At 66.8% G+C, this 21,475-nt stretch carries 18 protein-coding genes; 9 read left to right on the forward strand and 9 right to left on the reverse strand.

Translation table 11 applies throughout. The features are described 5' to 3' along the window. The first annotated feature begins 310 nt into the window (after window positions 1-310). The 6 genes from ACFXHA_RS21020 (at window position 311) to ACFXHA_RS21045 (ending at window position 8,832) form a co-directional block, all read left to right on the forward strand. Window positions 311-4,168 carry a lipid II flippase MurJ gene (locus ACFXHA_RS21020; protein WP_379359630.1) on the forward strand — a complete coding sequence of 1,286 codons (3,858 nt, stop codon included), beginning with the start codon at window positions 311-313 and terminating at the stop codon, window positions 4,166-4,168. A gap of 297 nt (window positions 4,169-4,465) precedes the next feature. Next, complete coding sequence (gene sigM, locus ACFXHA_RS21025) at window positions 4,466-5,035, forward strand: RNA polymerase sigma factor SigM (RefSeq protein ID WP_379359135.1); 570 nt, start codon at window positions 4,466-4,468, stop codon at window positions 5,033-5,035. Window positions 5,036-5,176: 141 nt separating this feature from the next. Continuing rightward, complete coding sequence (locus tag ACFXHA_RS21030) at window positions 5,177-6,049, forward strand: hypothetical protein (protein ID WP_379359137.1); 873 nt, start codon at window positions 5,177-5,179, stop codon at window positions 6,047-6,049. Between the two features lie 108 nt (window positions 6,050-6,157). Then, a complete protein-coding gene (gene trxB, locus ACFXHA_RS21035) occupies window positions 6,158-7,141 on the forward strand; it encodes a thioredoxin-disulfide reductase (RefSeq protein ID WP_379359139.1) in 984 nt (327 codons plus the stop codon). An 11-nt stretch (window positions 7,142-7,152) separates the two neighbouring features. After that, entirely contained in the window at window positions 7,153-7,491 is a 339-nt protein-coding gene (gene trxA / locus ACFXHA_RS21040) for a thioredoxin (protein WP_379359141.1), read from the forward strand. 144 nt (window positions 7,492-7,635) lie between these two features. After that, window positions 7,636-8,832, forward strand: a complete 1,197-nt coding sequence (locus ACFXHA_RS21045; RefSeq protein ID WP_379359143.1) for a peptidoglycan-binding protein — start codon at window positions 7,636-7,638, stop codon at window positions 8,830-8,832. Window positions 8,833-8,938: 106 nt separating this feature from the next. Here ACFXHA_RS21045 and ACFXHA_RS21050 read toward each other — a convergent pair whose 3' ends face one another. The 9 genes from ACFXHA_RS21050 to rpmH all read right to left on the reverse strand — a co-directional run bounded on the left by ACFXHA_RS21050 (window position 8,939) and on the right by rpmH (window position 15,687). After that, a complete protein-coding gene (locus ACFXHA_RS21050) occupies window positions 8,939-9,658 on the reverse strand; it encodes a GNAT family N-acetyltransferase (protein ID WP_379359145.1) in 720 nt (239 codons plus the stop codon). Between the two features lie 178 nt (window positions 9,659-9,836). After that, window positions 9,837-10,868 carry a ParB/RepB/Spo0J family partition protein gene (locus ACFXHA_RS21055; RefSeq protein WP_379359147.1) on the reverse strand — a complete coding sequence of 344 codons (1,032 nt, stop codon included), beginning with the start codon at window positions 10,866-10,868 and terminating at the stop codon, window positions 9,837-9,839. Between the two features lie 56 nt (window positions 10,869-10,924). Further along, window positions 10,925-11,893, reverse strand: a complete 969-nt coding sequence (locus tag ACFXHA_RS21060) for a ParA family protein (RefSeq protein ID WP_379359149.1) — start codon at window positions 11,891-11,893, stop codon at window positions 10,925-10,927. A 343-nt stretch (window positions 11,894-12,236) separates the two neighbouring features. Further along, window positions 12,237-12,974: a 16S rRNA (guanine(527)-N(7))-methyltransferase RsmG gene (gene rsmG / locus ACFXHA_RS21065; RefSeq protein ID WP_379359151.1), complete on the reverse strand. Its 738-nt coding sequence runs from the start codon at window positions 12,972-12,974 to the stop codon at window positions 12,237-12,239. A 101-nt stretch (window positions 12,975-13,075) separates the two neighbouring features. Further along, complete coding sequence (locus tag ACFXHA_RS21070; protein ID WP_379359153.1) at window positions 13,076-13,621, reverse strand: protein jag; 546 nt, start codon at window positions 13,619-13,621, stop codon at window positions 13,076-13,078. A 32-nt stretch (window positions 13,622-13,653) separates the two neighbouring features. After that, window positions 13,654-14,754 (reverse strand): membrane protein insertase YidC, encoded by a 1,101-nt coding sequence (gene yidC, locus ACFXHA_RS21075; protein ID WP_379359155.1) that lies wholly within the window; start codon window positions 14,752-14,754, stop codon window positions 13,654-13,656. A 4-nt stretch (window positions 14,755-14,758) separates the two neighbouring features. Then, window positions 14,759-15,079: a membrane protein insertion efficiency factor YidD gene (gene yidD, locus ACFXHA_RS21080; protein WP_379359157.1), complete on the reverse strand. Its 321-nt coding sequence runs from the start codon at window positions 15,077-15,079 to the stop codon at window positions 14,759-14,761. Continuing rightward, complete coding sequence (rnpA, locus tag ACFXHA_RS21085; protein ID WP_379359159.1) at window positions 15,076-15,456, reverse strand: ribonuclease P protein component; 381 nt, start codon at window positions 15,454-15,456, stop codon at window positions 15,076-15,078. The genes yidD and rnpA overlap by 4 nt, the downstream gene beginning before the upstream one ends. 87 nt (window positions 15,457-15,543) lie before the next feature. Further along, window positions 15,544-15,687 (reverse strand): 50S ribosomal protein L34, encoded by a 144-nt coding sequence (gene rpmH / locus ACFXHA_RS21090; protein ID WP_033085250.1) that lies wholly within the window; start codon window positions 15,685-15,687, stop codon window positions 15,544-15,546. Between the two features lie 573 nt (window positions 15,688-16,260). On the opposite strand from rpmH, the gene dnaA reads away from it, so the two are divergent. The 3 genes from dnaA (at window position 16,261) to recF (ending at window position 21,416) form a co-directional block, all read left to right on the forward strand. Continuing rightward, a complete protein-coding gene (gene dnaA, locus ACFXHA_RS21095) occupies window positions 16,261-18,228 on the forward strand; it encodes a chromosomal replication initiator protein DnaA (protein WP_379359161.1) in 1,968 nt (655 codons plus the stop codon). A gap of 768 nt (window positions 18,229-18,996) precedes the next feature. After that, complete coding sequence (dnaN, locus tag ACFXHA_RS21100) at window positions 18,997-20,166, forward strand: DNA polymerase III subunit beta (protein ID WP_379359163.1); 1,170 nt, start codon at window positions 18,997-18,999, stop codon at window positions 20,164-20,166. A gap of 77 nt (window positions 20,167-20,243) precedes the next feature. Then, window positions 20,244-21,416 (forward strand): DNA replication/repair protein RecF, encoded by a 1,173-nt coding sequence (gene recF, locus ACFXHA_RS21105; protein ID WP_379359165.1) that lies wholly within the window; start codon window positions 20,244-20,246, stop codon window positions 21,414-21,416. The last annotated feature ends 59 nt before the right edge of the window (window positions 21,417-21,475 follow it).

Consider the following 21,475-nt stretch of genomic DNA (forward strand, 5'->3'; position numbering starts at 1 on the left):
GCAGCCTCGGGTACCCGGTCCGCAGGGCCCGCCCTCGGGCGCGCAGCGACCGATTCCGCCGAATCCGCAAGGGGTTCCGGGTCGTCCGTATCCCGGTCAACCGTCCGGTCCGATGCGGCAGGTGCCGCCCGGCCCCGAATCCGGCCCCATCATGCACCGGCCCCGCCAACCCCAGGGCCGCCCCGAACCCGTCGCGGGCCACCGCGCGCCGGGCGACGAGCGCTACCACTGGGGACACCCCGGCACCGAGGGCAACCGCCCGCCCGGCGGCGGACCCCGCTCCGGCGAGCAGCGCTACCCGACGCCGCCGATGTCCAACCCCCGACCCGGCCCGCCCAGCGGGCAACAACGCCAGGTGCCACGCCGGCCCGCCGCCCCCGTGCAGGTGGAGGAGCGCCCGGACAACTCGAACGCCAGACTCGTGCGCGACTCCGGATCCATCGCCGTCGCCACCCTGGTCAGCCGCATCACCGGCTTCGCCAAACAGCTACTGCTGCTGACCGTCCTGGGCCCGGCCATCGCCTCGGCCTTCACCGTCGCCAGCACCATCCCGACCATGATCTCCGAGCTGCTGCTCGGCGCGGTGCTCACCGCCATCGTGGTGCCCACCCTGGTGCGCGCGGAGAAAGAGGACGCCGACAACGGCGCGGCCTTCGTCCGGCGACTCGTCACCGCGGCCTTCACCATCCTGGCCACCGGCACCATCATCACCACCGCGCTGGCGCCCGTGCTCACCACGCATCTCTTCCTGTCCAGCGACGGCAAGGTCAACACCGGACTCACCACCGCGCTGACCTATCTGCTGCTGCCCGCGATCCTCTTCTACGGCATGTCCGCGCTGCTGATGGCGATCCTCAACACCCATCAGATGTTCAAACCCGGTGCGTGGGCACCGGTTCTGAACAACGTGGTGGTGCTGGTCGTGCTGTGCCTCTACATGATCACCCCGGGCGAGATCACCTTGAACCCGGTCAAGATGAGCGAGCCGAAACTGCTGCTGCTCGGCGTCGGCGTCACCGTCGGCGTCATCGTGCAGATGGTCAGCCTGATCCCGGCCATCCGCCGGGCGGGCATCGACCTGCGCCCACTGTGGGGAGTCGACCGGCGGCTCAAGCAGTTCGCGGGCATGGGCGCGGCCATCATGCTGTACGTCTTCATCAGCCAGGCCGGTTGGACCTTCGCCACCCGCGTCTCCTCGCACGCCGACGAGGCCGGACCCGCCATCTACCAAAACGCCTGGGCGCTGCTGCAATTGCCGTACGGCGTCATCGGCGTCACCCTGCTGACCGCGATCATGCCGCGGCTGAGCCGCAATGCCGCCGCCGACGACACGCCCGCCGTGGTCGACGATCTCGGCTCGGCAACGCGGCTCACCATGATCGCGCTGATGCCGATCGTCACCTTCCTGACCTTCGCCGGACCCCAGATCGGCATGGCGCTCTACGGATACGGCCGCTTCGGCCACCACGCCGGACGCCTCGGCGAGGCCGTCTCCTGGTCCGCCTTCACCCTGATTCCCTACGCGCTGGTGCTGATTCACCTGCGCGTCTTCTACGCCCGGGAACAGGCGTGGACCCCGACCTGGATCATCCTCGGCATCACCGGCGTCAAGATCGTGCTGTCGGGCATCGCGCCCTACGTCGTCGACGAACGGCATGTGGTCATCGCGCTCGGCGTCGCCAACGGCCTGGGCTTCCTGGCGGGCGCGATCATCGGCGGCTGGCTGCTGCACCGCAGCCTCGGCGACCTGCGGATGGCCAATGTCGGACGGACCATCACCCGCGTCGTGCTGGCCTCGCTGGCCGGCGGCGTGGTGATGCTGATCGTGGACAAGGTGCTGCAGCTGCACCGGCTTTCGGAATCCTTCGGCGGCATCGGCTCGCTGGTGCGGGTCGGGCTCACCGCCATCGTCATGTTCGGCGTGGCGTTCGGCCTGATGCGTCTGCTCGGCATCCCCGAGATCGTCGCCATCACCGTGGCCGTCTCGCGGCGACTCGGCTTCACGCCGCCCGCACCCGATCTCGACCTCGACGGCACGCCGCTCGAGGACGTCCACTCGACCACGCTGCTGCCCAAGCCGGATCTGCGCGCGGCCCCGTACTACTACCGCTTCGACCCGTACCTCGACGCGCAGACCATGGTGCTGCCCGTCATCCGGCCCGACGCGGTTGACATCACCGGGACGGGTGAGTTCCCGTACCCTGTTCCGCAGGCAAACGCAACTGCTCGACCCGGCATGCCCACGGACAGTTCCCGTGGCACATCGGACGGCGGCTTCCGCAATACTCCGGAGACCGGCGCAGCGGTTCCGGCTCCGACACATCGGTCTTCGACACATCACGGCGAAGGAGGAACGAGGGTGAGCGACGACGCGGCGGGCGGTGTCCCGGCCGCCGAATCCGCAACGGCCGCGGGCGGCGGGCTCTCCACGGACATCCCTCCTGCCGGCAAGGTCGGCGGAAAATCCGGTGGCCCAGCCGAATCCAAGGCCCGCTCCGGCGGGTCCGGCGATCGCGGCGAACCGGAGGACCTACCGGAGGAGGACCACCCCGGTCCCGAAACCGGTGTGTACGAGGCTGTCTCGCCGATGATGCCGCCCATGCGGGTGGAATCACCGAGCAAGCGCATCCAGCGCGGGCCCAAACTGACGCCCGGCGCGTCCGTGGCGGGTGGCCGGTACCGGCTGCTGGCCAGCCACGGCGGCGCGCGCGGACTGAAGTTCTGGCAGGCGCTGGACGTGAAGCTCGACCGCGAGGTCGCGCTCACCTTCGTCGACGCCGACCAGCAGGCCACCGACAACTCCGGACACGATGGGCCGCAGGCCATTCTGTCCCGCACGCTGCGCCTGGGGCGGATCAACTCGCCCGGCCTGGCCCGCGTGCTGGACGTGGTGCGCGGCTCCTCGGGCGGCATCGTGGTGGCCGAATGGACGCCCGGCCGGTCGCTGCGGGAGATGGCGGAGACGGTGCCCTCGCCCATCGGCGCGGCACGGGCCATCCGGGCGCTGGCCGCGGCCGCCGAAATGGCGCACCGCGGTGGCGGTTCGCTGTCCATCGACGACCCCGACCGGATCCGGATCAGCTCCACCGGTGATGCCGTGCTGGCGTTCCCGGGCACGCTGTCGGACTCGGACGCGCAGTCCGATGTGCGCGGTCTCGGCGCCATGCTCTACGCGCTCATCACCGCCCACTGGCCCATCCGCATCCCCGGCGTCTCCGGGACCGCGGCCACCGTCGGCGGACTGCCGCTGGCGGACTTCGGGCCGGACGGAACCCCGGTGGAGCCCAGGACCATTCGGCCCGAGGTGCCCTTCGAGATCTCCGCGGTCGCGGTGCGATCGATGGAGTCCAACAAGGGCGTGCGCACCGCCGCCACCGTCCAGCACGTGCTGGAACAGGCGTCGGTGGTGGACCAGAAGACCGACTTCATCCCGGTACTGAGACTCGGGCAGAAGCCGTCCAGCGCACCCGACGAGACCCTCGCCGATCCGGAACTGCTCGCAGCCGAGAAGGAACGCTCGCAGCGGATGATGTGGATCCTGGTCGGGCTCGGTGTGCTCGGCGCGCTGGCGGTCGGCGTCATCATCTGGTGGCTGCTGAGCGTGTTCGCGCCCGGCTCCTCCAACGCGCCGCTCAACGAGCAGCACAATATCGGCCTCACCACGTCGGCGACCCCGCCGCCGAGCCCGGGCGCCTCGCAGACGCCCGCCGGGCTGCCCGCCACCGGCGGCGTGCCGGTACCGGTCACCGGGGCCACGGTGTTCTCACCCGAGGGCACGCCCGACAACATCGGCAGCGTCGGGGCGGTGCTGGACAACAATCCGGCCACCACCTGGCGCACCGATGCCTATTTCCAGCAGTTCCCGGCCTTGAAGAAGGGCGTGGGCGTGCTGACCACCCTGGGCAGCCCCAGCAAGCTGACCAAGGTGATCATCGAATCGCCCTCGCCCGGAACGCAGGTCGAGATCCGTAGTTCGCCGACCGCCTCGCCGACCCTCGATCAGACTCAGCTGATCGGGTCGGCGGTGCTCGGCGACGGCACCACGGAGATTCCGGTGCGGGCCGACCAGCCCGCCCGGTACGTGCTCATCTGGATCACTCAGCTGGCCAACAACGGGGGACAGTTCCAGTCCTCGATCGCGGAAATCCGCTTCGAAGCGGCACAGTAGTTCCGGGGATTCTGGGGGTTTTACGAGCGGCCGTGACGATCTCCGGCTGATCTCTTTCACGATTCGACGCAGCACATTCCGGTCGGTCATCTTCCGTCCGATTCGCCCGAACAGCCCGCCTACCAGGGCTTTTTTCGCGCGATCCATTGCTATCGAATCGTTATCTTCGATATGATCTTGCGTACTCTCGGCAGGGGAGATCCCGGAAACCAGGCTTCGCGGTTCCGGATGACAGCCAAAAAACTCGGTGACGTTCGGCCGTGGTTGCGGCCGCGCCCGCCGGTCTGAGGGGATGCATTGTCGTCAGCGAACGAACTCGTGCAGGAGCGGCAGGTCAGCGATCGCGACCTGTTGACGGCCCACGTCGGCGGCGCACCGTACGCCTTCGCCGAACTGCTCCGCCGGCACTACGACCATCTCTGGCAGACCGCGCTACGCGCCTCCTACGGCCCCGAGGACGCGGCCGACTCGCTCCAGGACGCCCTACTCTCCGCCCACCGGGGCGCGGCCCGCTTCCGCGGCGACGCCGAGGTGCGCAGCTGGCTGCACCGCATCGTGCTCAATGCCTGCCTGGACCGCATCCGCCGCAACAAGCTGCGCCGCACCGAACCCTTGCCCGAGGACACCGCGCACGAACCTCGCTGCCCCCGAGACGATTTCGCCGCCCTCGAGGCCGGGCTACTGGTGGATGCCGCGCTGTTCACGTTGCCCGCCGACCAGCGCACCGCCCTGGTCGCGGTCGAGCTGGAGGGTTACTCCATCGCGGATGCCGCTGCGCTGCTCGGCATTCCGGAAGGCACGGTGAAGAGCCGATGCGCCCGCGGGCGGCGGCGGCTCGAAACCCACTTCCGGTCGACCGACACCTGAATTCCGGTGGAACAACCGAATATTGGCAATAACTGGATATCTGCGGAACCTTGTACGGTTCCGGTGCGTCAGATACAAAGACAGGTCTGCGATTCCCATCTCGAAGCCCATGGAGGGGCAATGGAGGAAACAGGAGGAGCAATGGCCGGTACCAAGGTGCCCACGCCGCCCTTCTCCAACGAACTGCTGGCCGACCTGCACGCCGGCAGCGTTCCACCCGACGAATCCGAACGGCTCTGGCCCGCGGTCCGCCGCGATCCCGACGCCATGCGCTATCTCGACTCCCTCGACCGCGTCGACGCTCGCCTGCGAGACCTCGGCCAGGACGAGCACATCGCCCACCCGATGCCCGCCGAGGTGGCCGACCGGCTCGAGGCCATGATCGCCGACCTCGCCACCGGCACCGACCGCATGGCCACCGTCACCCGGTTGCCCGTCGCGCCCCCACCCGTGGTCCGCTCGACCCACCCGGCCCCGGCGGCGACGGCCCCCATCCCGATCCTCAACGGATCCATCTTCGACACCGGCCGCCTCGACCCCCGTGAACTCGAGGAACCCAGCCCGGAACCCGAGGAAGAACCGGACGAGCCTGCCCCGCTCGAGAGCCCCTCACGCCGCTTGCGCTGGCTCACCGTCGCCGCGGCGGCAGCGGCCGTCGTCGCGGGCGCTGTGGTCGCCGTAGACGCGCTCAGCACCCATACGGTGACTCCCACCGCCCAACCGGCCGCCGACAGCAACCTGGACCCGACCATGCCGCCCGCCCTGCTGCTGGCCGCCATGGGCCACCACGACATCACCGGCCCGCTGGCCACCGGCAATGCCCTCACCACCTGCCTACAGGCGGCCGGGCTGGACCATCAGGTGCTCGGCTCCCGCAATGTTGTGTTCTCGGGCACTCCGGGCGTGCTGGTGCTGCTCGCCGGGCCCACCCCACCGCAGATCACCGCGGCCGTCCTCGGAACCGGCTGCGGCGCAGGCAATCCGCAAATCCTCGGACGCGCCGACATCGGCTGATGTCCGAGGGCGAACAGGGTCGGGAACAACAGCGTTTAGGCTGTTGTTGACCGACACGCTCACGCTCGAAAAATTCGAGCCAATCTGCAATTAGCTTCGGAGGGCCTCTTGAGCACGCCTGTTCGCGACCTGATCATCGTCGGTTCCGGTCCGGCCGGGTACACCGCCGCGGTGTACGCCGCCCGCGCGGAACTCGAACCACTGCTCTTCGAGGGCACCCAGTTCGGTGGTGCGTTGATGACCACCACCGAGGTGGAGAACTTCCCCGGGTTCCGCGAGGGCATCATGGGCCCCGACCTCATGGAGGAGATGCGGGAGCAGGCCAAGCGCTTCGGCACCGACATCCGCACCGAGGACGTGGACGCCCTCGACCTGACCGGTCCCATCAAGAAGGTGACCGTCGGCGGCGAGGTGTACGAGGCGCACGCCGTGATCCTCGCCATGGGTTCCGCGGCCCGCTACCTCAATGTCGCCGGCGAGCAGGAACTGCTCGGCCGCGGCGTCAGCGCCTGCGCCACCTGTGACGGCTTCTTCTTCAAGGGCCAGGACATCGTGGTGGTCGGCGGCGGCGACTCGGCCATGGAGGAGGCGACCTTCCTCACCAAGTTCGCCAGCTCGGTGACGATCATCCACCGCCGCGAGGAGTTCCGCGCCTCCCGCATCATGCTCGAGCGCGCCAAGAACAACGACAAGATCCGCTTCCTGCTGAACTCGGAAGTCATTGGCGTGCACGGCGATACCTCCGTCACCCACCTCACCGTGCGCGACACCCGCACCGGCGAGACCTCCGAGCTGGCCGCCACCGGCCTCTTCGTCGCCATCGGCCACGACCCGCGCAGCGAACTGGTGCGCGGCCAGGTCGATCTGGACGGCGAGGGCTACGTGGAGGTCAAGGGCCAGAGCACCTACACCTCGCTGCCCGGCGTCTTCGCCGCCGGCGACCTGGTGGACCACACCTACCGTCAGGCCATCACCGCCGCGGGCACCGGCTGCCGCGCGGCCATCGACGCCGAGCGTTGGCTCGCCGACCAGGGTGACATCACCACCAACACCCTCGATCACGCCGGTCAGCCGGTGGAAGTCAGTAACTAAGGAGCATGGCAATGTCCGACGCCAAGACCAGCGCCACCAAGACGGTGACCGACGCCACCTTCGCCGATGAGGTACTGCTCAGCGAGAAGCCGGTGCTCGTGGACTTCTGGGCCGCCTGGTGCGGTCCGTGCAAGATGGTCGCCCCCGTGCTGGAGGAGATCGCGGCCGCCAACGGCGACAAGATCACCATCGCCAAGCTGGACGCCGACAACAACCCGGAGACCTCGAAGCACTACGGGATCCTGTCGTTGCCTACCATGGTCCTGTTCCAAGGGGGCAAGGAAACCAAGCGGATCGTCGGCGCAAAGGGCAAAGCGGCCCTCTTGCGCGAACTAGAAGAAGTTCTTTAACGACTCGCCGTAGGATGCCTGCACTCGACAGTTGCCGAAATTCGGTCCGGGTCTGAAACAATCATTCAACGCTCCGGTCGTGCGAAGGTGTGAACCGCCGCATGAGTGGGTACCCGGGTTGGCGGAAGGAAAGGGCTCTCACGCATGCACCGACTTCGTCACGGCGATACAGGACCAGCCGTAGCAGAGGTTCGGAGCACCCTGGCAAGCCTCGGGTTCCTGCATTCCCACCCCAATACCGACCCGTCGGGTCTGATCGGGGAGTACTGGAAGGACTCGGAAGCGACCTTCGACCATGATCTCGACTCCGCGGTGCGTGCTTTTCAGCAGCACCGCGGACTCCTGGTCGATGGCGTGGTCGGTCCGGCCACCTACCGAGCGCTGAAGGAAGCCTCCTATCGGCTCGGCGCGCGGACGCTGATCTATCAGCTCTCCGCGCCGCTGTACGGCGACGATGTCGCCACCCTCCAGCGGCGACTGCAGGATCTGGGCTTCTATGTGCACCGGGTGGACGGCTATTTCGGGCCGCACACACACGAGGGACTCACCTCGTTCCAGCGCGAGATCGGCCTGTCCGCAGACGGCATCTGCGGTCCCGACACGCTGCGCTCACTGGATCTGCTGGGCGCCCGCGTCACCGGCGGCAACCCGCACCGCATCGCCGAGGAAGAGGTGGTACACCGGGCCGGGCCGCAGCTCACCGGCAAGCGGATCGTCATCGATCCGGGTCTGGGCGGGCCGGACAAGGGTTCGGGTGTGCCGACCGAATTCGGTGACGTCTACGAATCGGAGATCCTCTGGGATCTGGCCAGCCGCCTCGAAGGGCGCATGGCCGCAACCGGAATGGAGACCTTCCTGTCCCGGCCGTGGGGCGCGAACCCCTCGGATGCCGAGCGGGCCGAGACCTCCAACACCTTCGACGCCGACCTGATGATCTCGCTGCGCTGTGCCAATAACGACAGCACCACCGCGAGCGGGGTGGCCAGCTTCCACTTCGGCAATTCGCACGGCTCGACCTCCATGATCGGGCAGGTGCTGGCCGGGTTCATCCAGCGCGAGATCGTGGCGCGGACCTCCCTGCAGGACTGCCGCACCCACGCCCGCACCTGGGATCTGCTGCGCCTCACCAAGATGCCGACCGTTCAGGTCGACATCGGTTACCTCTCCAATGATTACGACTCCGGCGTGCTGACCAACCCGCGCATGCGCGATGTGATCGCCGAGGCGATCCTGATCTCGGTCAAGCGGCTGTACCTGCTCGGCCAGGACGATCAGCCCACGGGGACTTACACATTCGCCGAGCTGCTCGCGGAAGAGTTGGCTGCCGCCGACCGCCTCTGAGGCGAAGCATGATGGGGGCTACGCCCCCAAACCCCCAAACAAGAACCCCTCCAACCCTTTCTGGGTTGGAGGGGTTTGTTTCATGTGAAACATAGGGGCTGGGCCCTCAGCGTGTGGCCATGCGGGTGGGCATGGTGAGGGCCGCCGCGGCGAGGAGCTGATCGAGCGCGCGCTCGACGTCTTCCTTCCACAGGTGCTCGTGATCCAGTTCCAGTCGCAGCCGCGGAAAGCGGTGATGCGAGGCGACCACCTTGAAACCGACGTCCTCGAGGAAGTCGGCCTCGATCATGCACTGCTCCGGCGAGCACCCCGACGGGGCCGGGGCGGGGGAGCGCAGGGGCGTGCCGATGCGCTCGCGCAGCGTCATGGAACCGACGGCGGGCATCGGAGAGGTCGGCGGATCCTTCCGAATCCCGAACGCCTCGATCGCCCGCACGCCACGCCGCACCAGATCGGTCACCACGGCCTGAATCAGCTGGTTGCCGATGTCGTTCCCCTGGAATGGAATTTCGGAGCTCAGCGTGGTCAGCAGCACCGCGTCCGGGCTGACGGGGGAGGTGGGGAACAATCCGGCACGCGGCACCGCGCTGGGCGGCGCGTACAACGCGCACCCGGCCGACTTGTCGTCCACCATGGCGACCTGGCCGCAGGAACCCCACTGCAGCATCACGGTCGAGAGCCAGGCCTCCTTTTCGAAGCCCGGATCGCTGAAGTCATGGGAATCCGCCGCCACCGCCGGATCGATCTCCCAGAACACGCACCGTCGCGCGTGTACCGGAAGTTTGTCGAGTCCGCCGAGGGTAAGTGCGGTCACGCTGGTCGACACCGCTCTGCTCAGCCTCCAGCTTTCCGATTCATCCACACTCACGCCGCATCACACGGTGCTTGCCAAAAAGACAGTGCTCGCCAAAAAGAATAAGCGATCAACGCTGTACGCCTCTCCAGGGCCATAAACCCGAACGTCACAGTGACGTTTCCACTGCGACCCTCGGGGTGGACCCTCACTAGGGCTTCGACTGCTCCATGAGACTGACGATTCGCTCCAGATCATCGATGGAGCCGAACTCGACAGTGATTTTGCCCTTGCGCTTACCGAGTTGAACAGTCACGCGGGTATCGAAAGATTCGGACAACCGCTCCGCCACATCCTGCAAACCGGGCATCTGAATCGGCTTGCGTTTCGGTGACGGGGGAGCGACGACATCCGGATTCCGATTAGCCAGCGTGACCGCTTCCTCGGTGGCACGCACCGACATGCCTTCCGCGACAATGCGCGCCGCGAGGGCTTCCTGTGCATCGGCTCCCGCCTCCAGCGCCAGCACGGCGCGGGCATGCCCGGCCGACAGCACGCCGGCCGCGACCCGGCGCTGCACCGGGATCGGAAGCTTCAGCAGCCGAATCATATTCGTGACGACCGGACGCGAGCGCCCGATCCGCGAAGCCAGTTCCTCGTGGGTGACACCGAACTCCTCGAGCAGCTGCTGATACGCGGCCGCCTCCTCGAGCGGGTTCAGCTGCACACGATGGATGTTCTCCAGCAACGCGTCCCGCAGCATGGAGTCGTCGGCGGTCTCGCGCACGATGGCGGGGATGGCCACGAGGCCCGCCTCCTGGCTCGCGCGCCAGCGCCGTTCGCCCATGATGAGCTGATAGCGCGGCTCCGGCAGCGACTCGACCTGACGCACCACGATGGGCTGCATCAGACCGAATTCCTTGATGGAGTGCACCAGTTCGGCGAGCGCCTCCTCCTCGAAGACGCTGCGCGGCTGCTTCGGGTTGGGGACGATCTGCTGCGGCGGGATCTCCCGGTACACCGCGCCCGCATCGGTCGCATCGATGCCGTCGACCGGATCGGGGACGCGATGCAGATGGGCCGACGCGGGCTGCGGCCCGGCCGGGTCGAGGCCAATGACGACATTGGCGGCGGCACTGCCCAACCCGCCCGGTGTCCCCAGCCCGCCCGGCGTGGTCGCCGGGCCGGTCGGGATCAGTGCCGCGAGACCGCGCCCCAGTCCACCCTTCTTCGCCTGACTCATCGGCTTACCGACCCCTTCCAAGGTTCACCACCGCCACCGATACTCATCGATCGGAACTACACACCGGATTGTGCGTCGGATGCCTGCTCCGCCGCCGCATGGCGCGCCGTACGCGCCGCCATCTCTCGTCCGGCATCGAGGTAGCTCATCGCACCCCGCGAGCCCGGATCGTAATCGAGCACGGTCATGCCGTAGCCGGGAGCCTCCGACACCTTGACGCTGCGGGGGATGACCGAGCGCAGCACCGCGTCACCGAAGTGCGAGCGCACCTCCTCGGCGACCTGATCCGCGAGCTTGGTGCGGCCGTCGTACATGGTGAGAACGACGGTGGAGACATGCAATTCGGGATTCAGGTGCGCCTGCACCAGACCGATATTGCGGAGCAACTGACCCACACCCTCCAGCGCGTAGTACTCGCACTGGATCGGGATCAGCACCTCCTTGGCGGCGACCATCGCATTGACGGTGAGCAGTCCCAGCGACGGCGGGCAGTCGATCATCACGTAGTCGATGTCGTACCCGGCGAGGTTGGCTTCCTGGATGGCGGCCTTGAGCCGGCCTTCGCGGGCAACCATTGAGACGAGTTCGATCTCGGCACCAGCCAGATCGATGGTGGCCGGAATGCAGAGTAGGCGTTCGTTGTGCGGGCTCTGCTGAATGGCGTCGGCGACCGAGCATTCGCCGATGAGGAGTTCGTAGCTCGACGGGATGCCCGAGTGATGCTCGATACCGAGGGCGGTGCTGGCATTGCCCTGGGGATCGAGATCGATGACGAGCACCCGCATGCCCTGAATGGCGAGCGCGGCAGCCAGATTCACGGCGGTGGTCGTCTTACCCACACCGCCCTTCTGATTGGCGATGGTGATGACGCGCTGTTCGTGCGGGCGCGGAATGTGGACGTTGGTGCCCGATAGCACCTGGCTGGCACGCTGCGCCTCGGCGGCGATCGGCGTCTCGGTGGGGGAGATGTTCCCGAACGGGGTACGGCTGAACTCGTCGGTGTCGAAGGGACCGCTATCGAGCATGCCGGGAACCCGGGACGTTGTTTCCCGTGAAACATTCCGCGGACCGTTGGACATAGAGGCTCCTAACCCCGAGAACTCAAAGACACGTGGCCGAGCAGAATCCGCACACACCTGGCAGCAGCAGCCGCGACGCTGCATTGTCACCGAGGAGATGCGAGATGCGAGATGGGCGCCATCGCAAGCTGTGCTCACGCTCGACGTTCACTAGCTTGCCAGTACGGAACACAATACGGAAGTTGAAACGGAAGCTTCGCACCACGACACGCGGAATCGGCGTCTTCACAACACATCCGCGCGATGTTTCACATGAAACATCGCCGGAAATCGGTGTGACGGAGCTTCGTCAGTGACGCTTCGAACCCGGGGTCCCGCGTCGTTCACTCTTACGCTCCGCGCGGCGCTCGGCGCGCGCGAGACGCTCGGCGCTGATCACGAAGGTGGGCGTTTCGAGCACTCCCACACCGCATTCCAGAACCTCGGCGTGGCCCGCACCCGCCTTGGTCAGATCATCGCGATCCCGCTCGAGTTCCTCGGCGGCACTGATTCCCTTGAGCGCCAACATCCGTCCGTGCTCGTGCACCAGCGGCATGGACCAGCCGGCCAGCTTCGCCAGGGGAGCGACGGCCCGGGAGGTGACGATGTCCGCGCCGCCCGCTTCCTTCTTCACCCCGGCCTGCTCGGCTCGGCCGCGCACGATGAGGACATTGTCGAGTCCCGCCGCGGCCGCGAACTCGGCCAGGAAAACGGTCCGGCGAAGCAGCGGCTCCACCAAGGTGATTCGAAGATCGGGCCGGGCGATGGCGAGCGGGATGCCCGGAAGTCCGGCGCCGCTGCCGATGTCGACCACGCGCACGCCCTGGGGGATGAGGTCGCCGATCACCGCGCAGTTGAGGATGTGGCGATCCCACAGCCGGGGCACCTCGCGTGGGCCGATCAATCCGCGCTCCACACCCGCGGTCGCCAGAGCCGTGTAATAGAGCCGGGCCTTGTCGAGCCGATCGCCGAACACGACCGCGGCAGCGGCCGGCGGCTCGACCGGACCCGGCGCGGTCATCTCGGTCTCTGGTTCCACGTGAAACATCCTTCCGAATGAACGGCGAAGTGCGGCAAGGGGGATCCGGATAAGCGTAGGGCCCCCGAGTCCATCCGACTCGGGGGCCCTGCTTCATGTCGTCACCGGGATCAGCCGGGGAGGACCACCACGCGGCGGTTGGGCTCGACGCCCTCGCTCTCGCTCACCACACCGTCGAGCGCGGCCACGGCATCGTGGACGATCTTGCGCTCGAACGGGGTCATGGGGGAGAGCTCCTCACGCACACCGGTTTCCAGCACGCGCTTGGCGGCCTCGGTGCCGAGCGCGCTCAGCTCGGAACGACGGCCCGCACGCCAGCCCGCCACATCCAGCATCAGCCGGCTGCGTACGCCGGTCGCCTGCTGCACGGCCAAGCGGGTCAGCTCCTGCAGCGCGTCCAGCACCTCGCCGCGACGGCCGACCAGCTTCGCCAGATCCTTACCGCCGTCGATGCTCACCACCGCACGATCACCCTCGACATCGAGGTCGATATCGCCGTCGAAGTCGAGCACATCGAGCAACTGCTCGAGGTAGTCGCCGGCGATCTCGCCCTCTTCGATGAGAGCTTCCTCGGTATCGGGTGCGGCGTCACTCGCGGTGTCCGCTGCCGTCGCAGCCGTCACAGTGGGATCCCCTCCGTCGGTTTCAACAGTCATGGTTGTTTCCTTCATCTGGAGTTGTAAGTCTCTCAGCGACGCCGCTTCTGATTGGGGCGACCACGATTACCGGACCGCTTCTTGGCGGTATTCGGCCGGGCGCCGGGTGCGGGCTTGGCACCGTTCTGGGCAGCAGCCGGAGCATCGGTCGCATCCTCGACGGCGTCCTCGACACCATCGGTCTTGCCGGCCGGCTTCTTACGAACGTCGACCGGCTTCGCGCCCGGCTTGGGGGCGTTCTGCGCGCGACGCTCGAGGGCGAGCTGCTTCTTCTCCTCTTCTTCTTTTTCGATCTTGCCGAAGACGAGGTGCTGCTGACCGTAGGTCCAGATGTTGTTGGACACCCAGTAGAGCAGGATGGCGACGGGCAGGAACGGACCACCGACCATAACGCCGAGCGGGAACACATACAGCGCAAGCTTGTTCATCATGGCTGCCTGCGGGTTGGCCGCGGCCTCCACCGACTGACGCGCCACCGAGGCACGCGCGTTCATGTGGGTGGCGATGCCGGCGATGATCATCAGCGGGATCGACACCGCCGCGATGGCCACCTTGCTCGGCAGCCCGACATCACCGTGAACGAAGGCCTCCATCTGAGCCATCGGCTGCGTGATGTAGGACGACAGGGGAGCGCCGAAGAGCCGGGCCGCCAGGAAGGACTGGACGTCGCTCGCGCTGAAGATGTAGTTCGCGGTGTTCGCGTTCTGCTCCACGGACATGCCGTGGCTGCCGCCGAAACCACCGAAACCGCCACCACCGCCGACGCGGTTGAACGAGCGCAGCACGTGGAACAGACCGATGAACACCGGCACCTGCAGCAGCACGGGCAGGCAGCCCATGAGCGGGTTGAAGCCGTGTTCCTTCTGCAGCTTCTGCATTTCGACCGTCATCTGCTGACGGTCGTTCTTGTACTTCTTCTGCAGTTCCTTGATCTGTGGCTGCAGTTCCTGCATCTGCCGGGTGGTCCGGACCTGCTTCACGAACGGCTTGTAGAGCACGAGCCGGAGCGTGAACACCAGGAACACCACGGCCAGTGCCCAGGCGAATCCGCTGTTCTTGCCCAGCACATACCCGAATGCCTGGTGCCAGAACCACAGAATGGCCGACACCGGGTAATAGATGAAGTCGAGCACGGCTCTATGCACTCCCGTCGTTCGTATCGCCGGTCACCGCGGACGATGACCCTTCACAAGCTGATGCCGCGTGCCGTTGCTTACGCTCCGGAACGGGGTCCCACCCACCAGGGTGCCAGGGCGCACATTTCGCCAATCGGACGGCTGCCAGTCCGGAACCGACGAACAGTCCGCGGGTGCGCAGGGCCGTCACGGCGTACTCACTACAGGTAGGCGTGAAGCGGCACGTCGGCATGCGGGTGGGGGAGATATAGGTCCGATACAGCTCGATGAGGAATATCAGAGCTTTGGCCGGGAAGCGCGCAGCCGCGCGCAATGCGTTCATGAGTCGGTGCCGATTGCCAACTTGCGCAGCCCACTCCGCAACTGCCGCAGCAGTTCTTCGGAGGGCGCGTCGGCGGCACCCGGCAGGGCGCGAATGACAATGTCTGCGCCCCCGGGCAATTCGGCCGTCAGGCTTGCGCAGATATGACGCAGGCGGCGGGCCACCCGGTGGCGTACCACCGCCGGACCCACCGCCTTGCTGACGATCAAGCCGAAATGCGGACCGCCCACCCTGATGGGCGGAATCGGTCCGCTGGCTTGCTCATCGTCGTGTAGCAGAACGTGCACAACGAGGTCCCGTCTCCCGATCCGCCGGCCCTGGCGCACCGTCCGGGAAAAGTCGGTGCGCCGGTGCAGCCGGTAGGGCTCAGGCAGCACCTGAGCATCCAGCGGAGTGCGGGCGGAAGGGGGACCGGAGACCGGACGGCGAAGCGCTCATACGACGCCGCATCCGGGATTACCGAATCAGGCAGTCAGCTTGGCGCGGCCCTTGCCACGGCGCGCCGACACGATGGCGCGACCCGCACGGGTCCGCATCCGGAGACGGAAGCCGTGGACGCGCGCCCGACGACGGTTGTTCGGCTGGAACGTCCGCTTGCCCTTGGCCACGGTCAACACTCCTCTAAGTGGTGGACGTCCGGTGACGCCCGAAGTTTTGTTCGGTGAAACGGTGCTCTCGAAGGACGGGAGCCCCTCGGCGCAATACCCTTGTCGGCGCGGGCAGCAGACAGCCGCCACCGCACCATAGGGTGACTGTAGAAGGGTACTTACCCCCTGGACGAGGGTCAAACTCGGGGGTAGAAGCCCGATTCTGCGGAGCAGAACATGTTTACCGCGGACGCTGGACCGACCGTTCCGCGTGGCGTTTCCTGGGGGTTCGTGTCGCGGGGTGGGGGTCGTGTACGGTCCTTTCCAGGCCTTCGACGGTACCCCCGTTGCGACCGCGGTTGACATTGCCAGCTGATAGCTGAGAACCCGCAGGTGCGCGCCAGATTCGGGGAATCAGACACGCGGTCGCGTGTATCCCCAGGTTTTCCACATCTGTGGATAATTGTGTGGAAAGACCCCTGGAGTGGCATATTCGTAGGGCCGACGGTACCTCGCCGACGCCCGGTTACTGGGGGAGCCGAGCAGCGCAGACCGTCTGCTTCTGTCGACCTATTTCCGGGGAGGACCACGTTCGTGGACGACGAGCAGAATGTGCTGACGGCTGTCTGGCCGGAGGTGATCGCCGAGTTGGCGAGCGGTTCCGCGGACGGTGAGATCCAGCCGGTCAGTAAGGCGCACAAGGCGTGGCTGAACACTATCGAACCCATCACGTTCGCGCAGGGATTCGCTCTGCTCTCGGTGCCGGGCACGATGGCGCAGGTCACGGTCGAACGTGACCTGCGGGAACTCATTCTGCGCTCGCTGGCCCGACGCGGACTCCAGGTCGAGGGCCTGGGCGTGCGCATTCGCGCGCAACAGAATCCGCCGGCCGGTCGCTCGGCCAATGCTCCGCGGCACGCGCGCATGACCTCGCGGCCGGAACGGCCCCGCGAGGCCGAGCCCGCGCCGCCCGCGTACGCGCCCGAACCGCCGCCCGCCGAGCGTCCACAGCAGCTGTACCAAGCGCCCCAGGAGTACGCGGCGCCGCGTTATCTTCCTCCCCAGGACTACCCGGCCGAGTACGACGGCCGGGATGCTTATCCACCTGTGGAATTCGGGCAGCCGCAGATGGCCGAGGAGTTGCCGGCGGCGGCGCAGGAGCGCCCGATGCCCCCGGGAGAGCCGCAGGCGCCGCAGCGCCGCCGGGAAAACCACCGCGGTGCACCCAAGCCGCCCGGACAGGAGTCGCTGTTCTCCCCGGAGCCCGACGACGAACCGGCCCGACCGGCACCGCAACGCTACGCCGACGAACCCCAGCGGTACTCCGATGAGCCGCAGCGCTATTCGGATGAGCCCCAGCGCTATGACGAACCCCAGCGGTACGACGAACCGCAGCGGTACTCGGACGAGTCGGCCGCGCGCCGGCCGGTGGACGAGACCCACGACGACGAGCCCGTGGTCAATGTCCGCAATTCGTGGCCGACCTACTTCAATCGCCCGCCCGAGCGCGAACCCGCGCCCGCCTCGTCGTCCTCGGCGAGCTTGAATGCCAAGTACACCTTCGACACCTTCGTCATCGGCGCCTCGAACCGCTTCGCGCACGCGGCCGCGGTGGCCATCGCGGAGGCTCCGGCCCGGGCCTACAACCCGTTGTTCGTCTGGGGCGCTTCGGGTTTGGGTAAGACGCACCTCTTGCACGCGGCCGGCCACTACGCGCAGCGGCTGTTCCCGGGCATGCGGGTGAAGTACGTGTCCACCGAGGAATTCACCAACGACTTCATCAACTCGCTGCGTGACGACCGGAAGGTGGCGTTCAAGCGCCGCTACCGCGAGACCGACATCCTGCTGGTCGACGACATCCAGTTCATCGAAGGTAAGGAAGGCATCCAGGAGGAGTTCTTCCACACCTTCAACACCCTGCACAACGCGAACAAGCAGATCGTGGTGTCCTCGGATCGCCCGCCCAAGCAGCTGGCGACGCTGGAGGAGCGGCTGCGGACCCGCTTCGAGTGGGGTCTGATCACCGATGTGCAGCCGCCGGAGCTGGAGACCCGGATCGCGATCCTGCGCAAGAAGGCGCGGATGGATCGCCTGGATGTGCCGCACGACGTGCTGGAACTCATCGCCAGCCGGGTGGAGCGCAATATCCGCGAGCTGGAGGGCGCGCTGATCCGGGTGACGGCGTTCGCCTCGCTCAACGGTCAGCCGCTGGATCTCTCACTGGCCGAGGTGGTGCTGCGGGATCTGATGCCGGACTCCACCACCATGGAGATCACGGCGTCCACGATCATGGCCGTGACCGCGGAGTACTTCAACACCACGCTGGAGGAACTGACCGGTCCGGGTAAGGCCCGGCCGCTGGCGCAGGCCCGGCAGATCGCCATGTACCTGTGCCGTGAACTGACCGACCTATCGCTACCCAAGATCGGTCAGGCGTTCGGCCGCGACCACACCACGGTCATGTACGCCGACAAGAAGGTGCGCAAGGAGATGACCGAACGGCGTCGCGTGTACGACCAGGTTCAGGAACTCACAGCCCGAATTAAACAGCGTTCGCGCTGATCCACAGTCCACAGGCCCCCACGTCCGCTGACGTGGGGGTCTTCTGTTTTCGGGGGTGTGGATTCCTCGAGGACTCCTCGAGGATGGGGTGTTGATTCCTCGAGGAATCCCACTGTTGTGCACCGGTTTGCCCCCAGGTCACTGTGCACGGTGATGCACAGGTGGTAGTGCACAGTTCCCACAGGTGGATTCATCCTCGAGGGCTGACCAGCCCGGATGCGGTTCTGCCCTTGTGGATTCCTCGAGGAATCCATGTCAGCTCCTCGAGGAATCCTCGAGTTGTCCCCGGTTTCGCTCAGATGTGAGCAGCAGGGCCTGGAATGGGGGAGCAACTCGAGGATGACTCGAGGAGCAATGTGGAGTAGTGGATCGACTCCACAGCCACCCGCTGTTCATCCTCGAGCCACCCAGACGACATCCACACGCCGCCGCCCGGCCCCACCTGCGTAAACGGGCGAAGTCCACAGAACTAACAGGACCTACTACTACTTCAGTTATTCATCTAGAGAAGGCTCTTCTAAAACAGGGTGTGTGGAAACTCGGGTTGGGGGAGCACGGTCCGGGAGCAGCCCCTCCACACCCGATCGGTTCGCAAGGAGAAGAGGGGCAGCGGGATTCCGGCGCATCGGATAGCCCGGAGGGTCGGCGTTGGTTGTCGGGCCGTGCGCGGGTACGGTTCTCTGTCAGTCCCCCGTGCCAGACTGGGTGGGCGGCTGATTCAGCAATCCGCAGAGTTCACCGAAGTCACTGGGAAGGACAGACCGGGCGATGGAGCTTGCAAGCATGAAGTTTCGGGTCGCTCGCGAGGACTTCGCCGAATCCGTAGCCTGGGTCGCCCGTAGCCTGCCTTCGCGGCCGCCGGTCCCTGTGCTCGGTGGCGTACTTCTCGTGGCTGACGAGGACGGCCTGACCGTCTCCGGCTTCGACTACGAGGTCTCCGCGCAGATGCGGGTGGCCGCCGAGGTCGCCGGTCCGGGTCAGGTGCTGGTGTCGGGCCGCCTGCTGGCCGATATCACCAAGGCGTTGTCCAACAAGCCCGTCGATGTGTCGGTGGACGGCACCCGTGTGCTGATCGCCTGTGGCAGTGCCAAGTTCTCGCTGCCGACCATGCCGGTCGAGGACTATCCCCAGCTTCCCGAGCTGCCGCCGCAGACCGGTGAACTCGGTGTGGATCTGTTCTCCGCCGCGGTTTCCCAGGTGGCTGTGGCCGCCGGTCGCGATGACACGCTCCCCATGCTCACCGGTATCCGGGTCGAGATCGAGGGCCCCAAGGTGGTCCTGGCCGCGACCGACCGTTTCCGTCTCGCCGTGCGCGAGCTGGAATGGCAGCCCGGACGCGCCGATGTGGAGACCGCGGTGCTGGTTCCGGCCCGCACCCTGTCCGAGGCCGCGAAAACCCTTGGTGCGTCCGATCAGCCGGTACAGCTGGCCTTCGGTACGGGCACCGACGGTCTGCTCGGCATCGTGAACGGCGGCCGGCGCACCACCACGCGTCTGCTCGATGCCGAATTCCCCAAGTTCCGTCAGCTGCTCCCCAAGGAGCACACCTCGCTGGCGACCATCGCGGTGAGCGCGCTGACCGAGGCCATCAAGCGTGTGGCCCTGGTGGCCGAGCGCGGTGCGCAGGTGCGGCTGGAGTTCTCCGAGGAGGGCCTGCTGCTCTCCGCCGGTGGTGACGATGCGGGTCGCGCCGAGGAGTGGCTGGAGGCCGATTTCCGCGGTGAGGCGCTGACCATCGCCTTCAACCCCGGCTACCTGCTCGATGGCCTCTCGGCCGCGCATTCGGAGAAGGTGACCTTCGGGTTCACCACGCCGAGCCGCCCGGCGGTCTTCCTGCCGGCTCCGGAGGAGGAGCCCACCCAGCTGGAGTCGGGTGCCTTCTCGGCGCTGTCGGGCAGCTACATCTATCTGCTGATGCCGGTGCGGTTGCCGGGCTGATCGCACACCGGAGTCCACACCTGTGCACAGTGTTGACAAACCTGTGAAAAACGCGACATGCGTGGTGAACTGACGCGATGCACGTGCGTGCGCTGTCGCTGCGCGATTTCCGTTCCTGGGAGGCCGCCGAGCTCGACCTTTCGCCCGGTAGAACGGTTTTCCTGGGTTCCAACGGGAACGGCAAGACCAATCTGATCGAGGCGATCGGCTACTTGTCCACACTCGGTTCACACCGGGTGGCGGCCGATGCTCCGCTCATCCGGATCGGTGCGCACAAGGCACGGATCGGGGCGACGGTGGTCAACACCGGCCGCGAGCTGCGGGTGGATATGGAGCTCAATCAGGGCACCGCGAATCGCGCTCAGATCAATCGTTCTCCGGTGCGCAGGCCGCGGGAGATCCTGGGGATCCTGCAGACGGTGCTGTTCGCTCCGGAGGATCTGTCGTTGGTGCGCGGGGATCCGGGTGAGCGGCGGCGCTTCCTGGACGAGCTGGCCACGGCCCGATTGCCGCGGTTGGCCGGGGTGCGCGCGGATTACGACAAGGTGTTGCGGCAGCGCTCGGCCCTGTTGAAAACCGCTGGGCGCAATGCCCGTTCGGGCAATCGGGGTGCCGAGATGGGCACCCTCGACGTGTGGGACGGGCATCTGGCCGCGCACGGTGCGGTGTTGCTGGCGCAGCGGCTGCGGCTGGTGCATGAGCTTTATCCACATCTTGCACAGGCTTATTCAGGTATCGCTCCCGAATCCCGGCCCGCCTCAATCGGTTACCGATCTGCGAGTTTGCCGCCGGAATACCTGGATCCGGCACGTTCTCCACAGCCTGAGGACGAATCGGCTCTGGAAGGAATCCTGTTGCGGGAGTTGGCCGCCGCCCGCACGAAAGAACTCGAACGCGGGGTATGCCTGGTCGGTCCGCATCGCGACGATCTGGAGTTGATGCTGGGTTCCTCACCGGCCAAGAGCTTTGCCAGCCATGGCGAATCCTGGTCCTTCGCGCTGGCGCTGCGGCTCGGCGCGTTCGAACTACTGCGCACGGCCGGTTCCGATCCGGTGCTGATTCTCGACGATGTGTTCGCCGAACTGGACCGCCGCCGCCGGGCCGCGCTGGCCTCGGTGGCCGCCGGGGCCGAGCAGGTGCTGATCACGGCCGCGGTGCCGGAGGATGTGCCGGCCGAACTCGAGGCGGTGCCGCTGCGCGTGGAGACCACGGGCGAGGCCGATCATCGCGCGTCGCGGATCGCCGCGTGAATCCGTCGGTGCGATGCGGCAGAATCACGTGACGAACCGAAAGTGATCTCGGGGATTCC

This window comes from Nocardia sp. NPDC059240, assembly GCF_042753865.1.
GTDB lineage: Bacteria > Actinomycetota > Actinomycetes > Mycobacteriales > Mycobacteriaceae > Nocardia.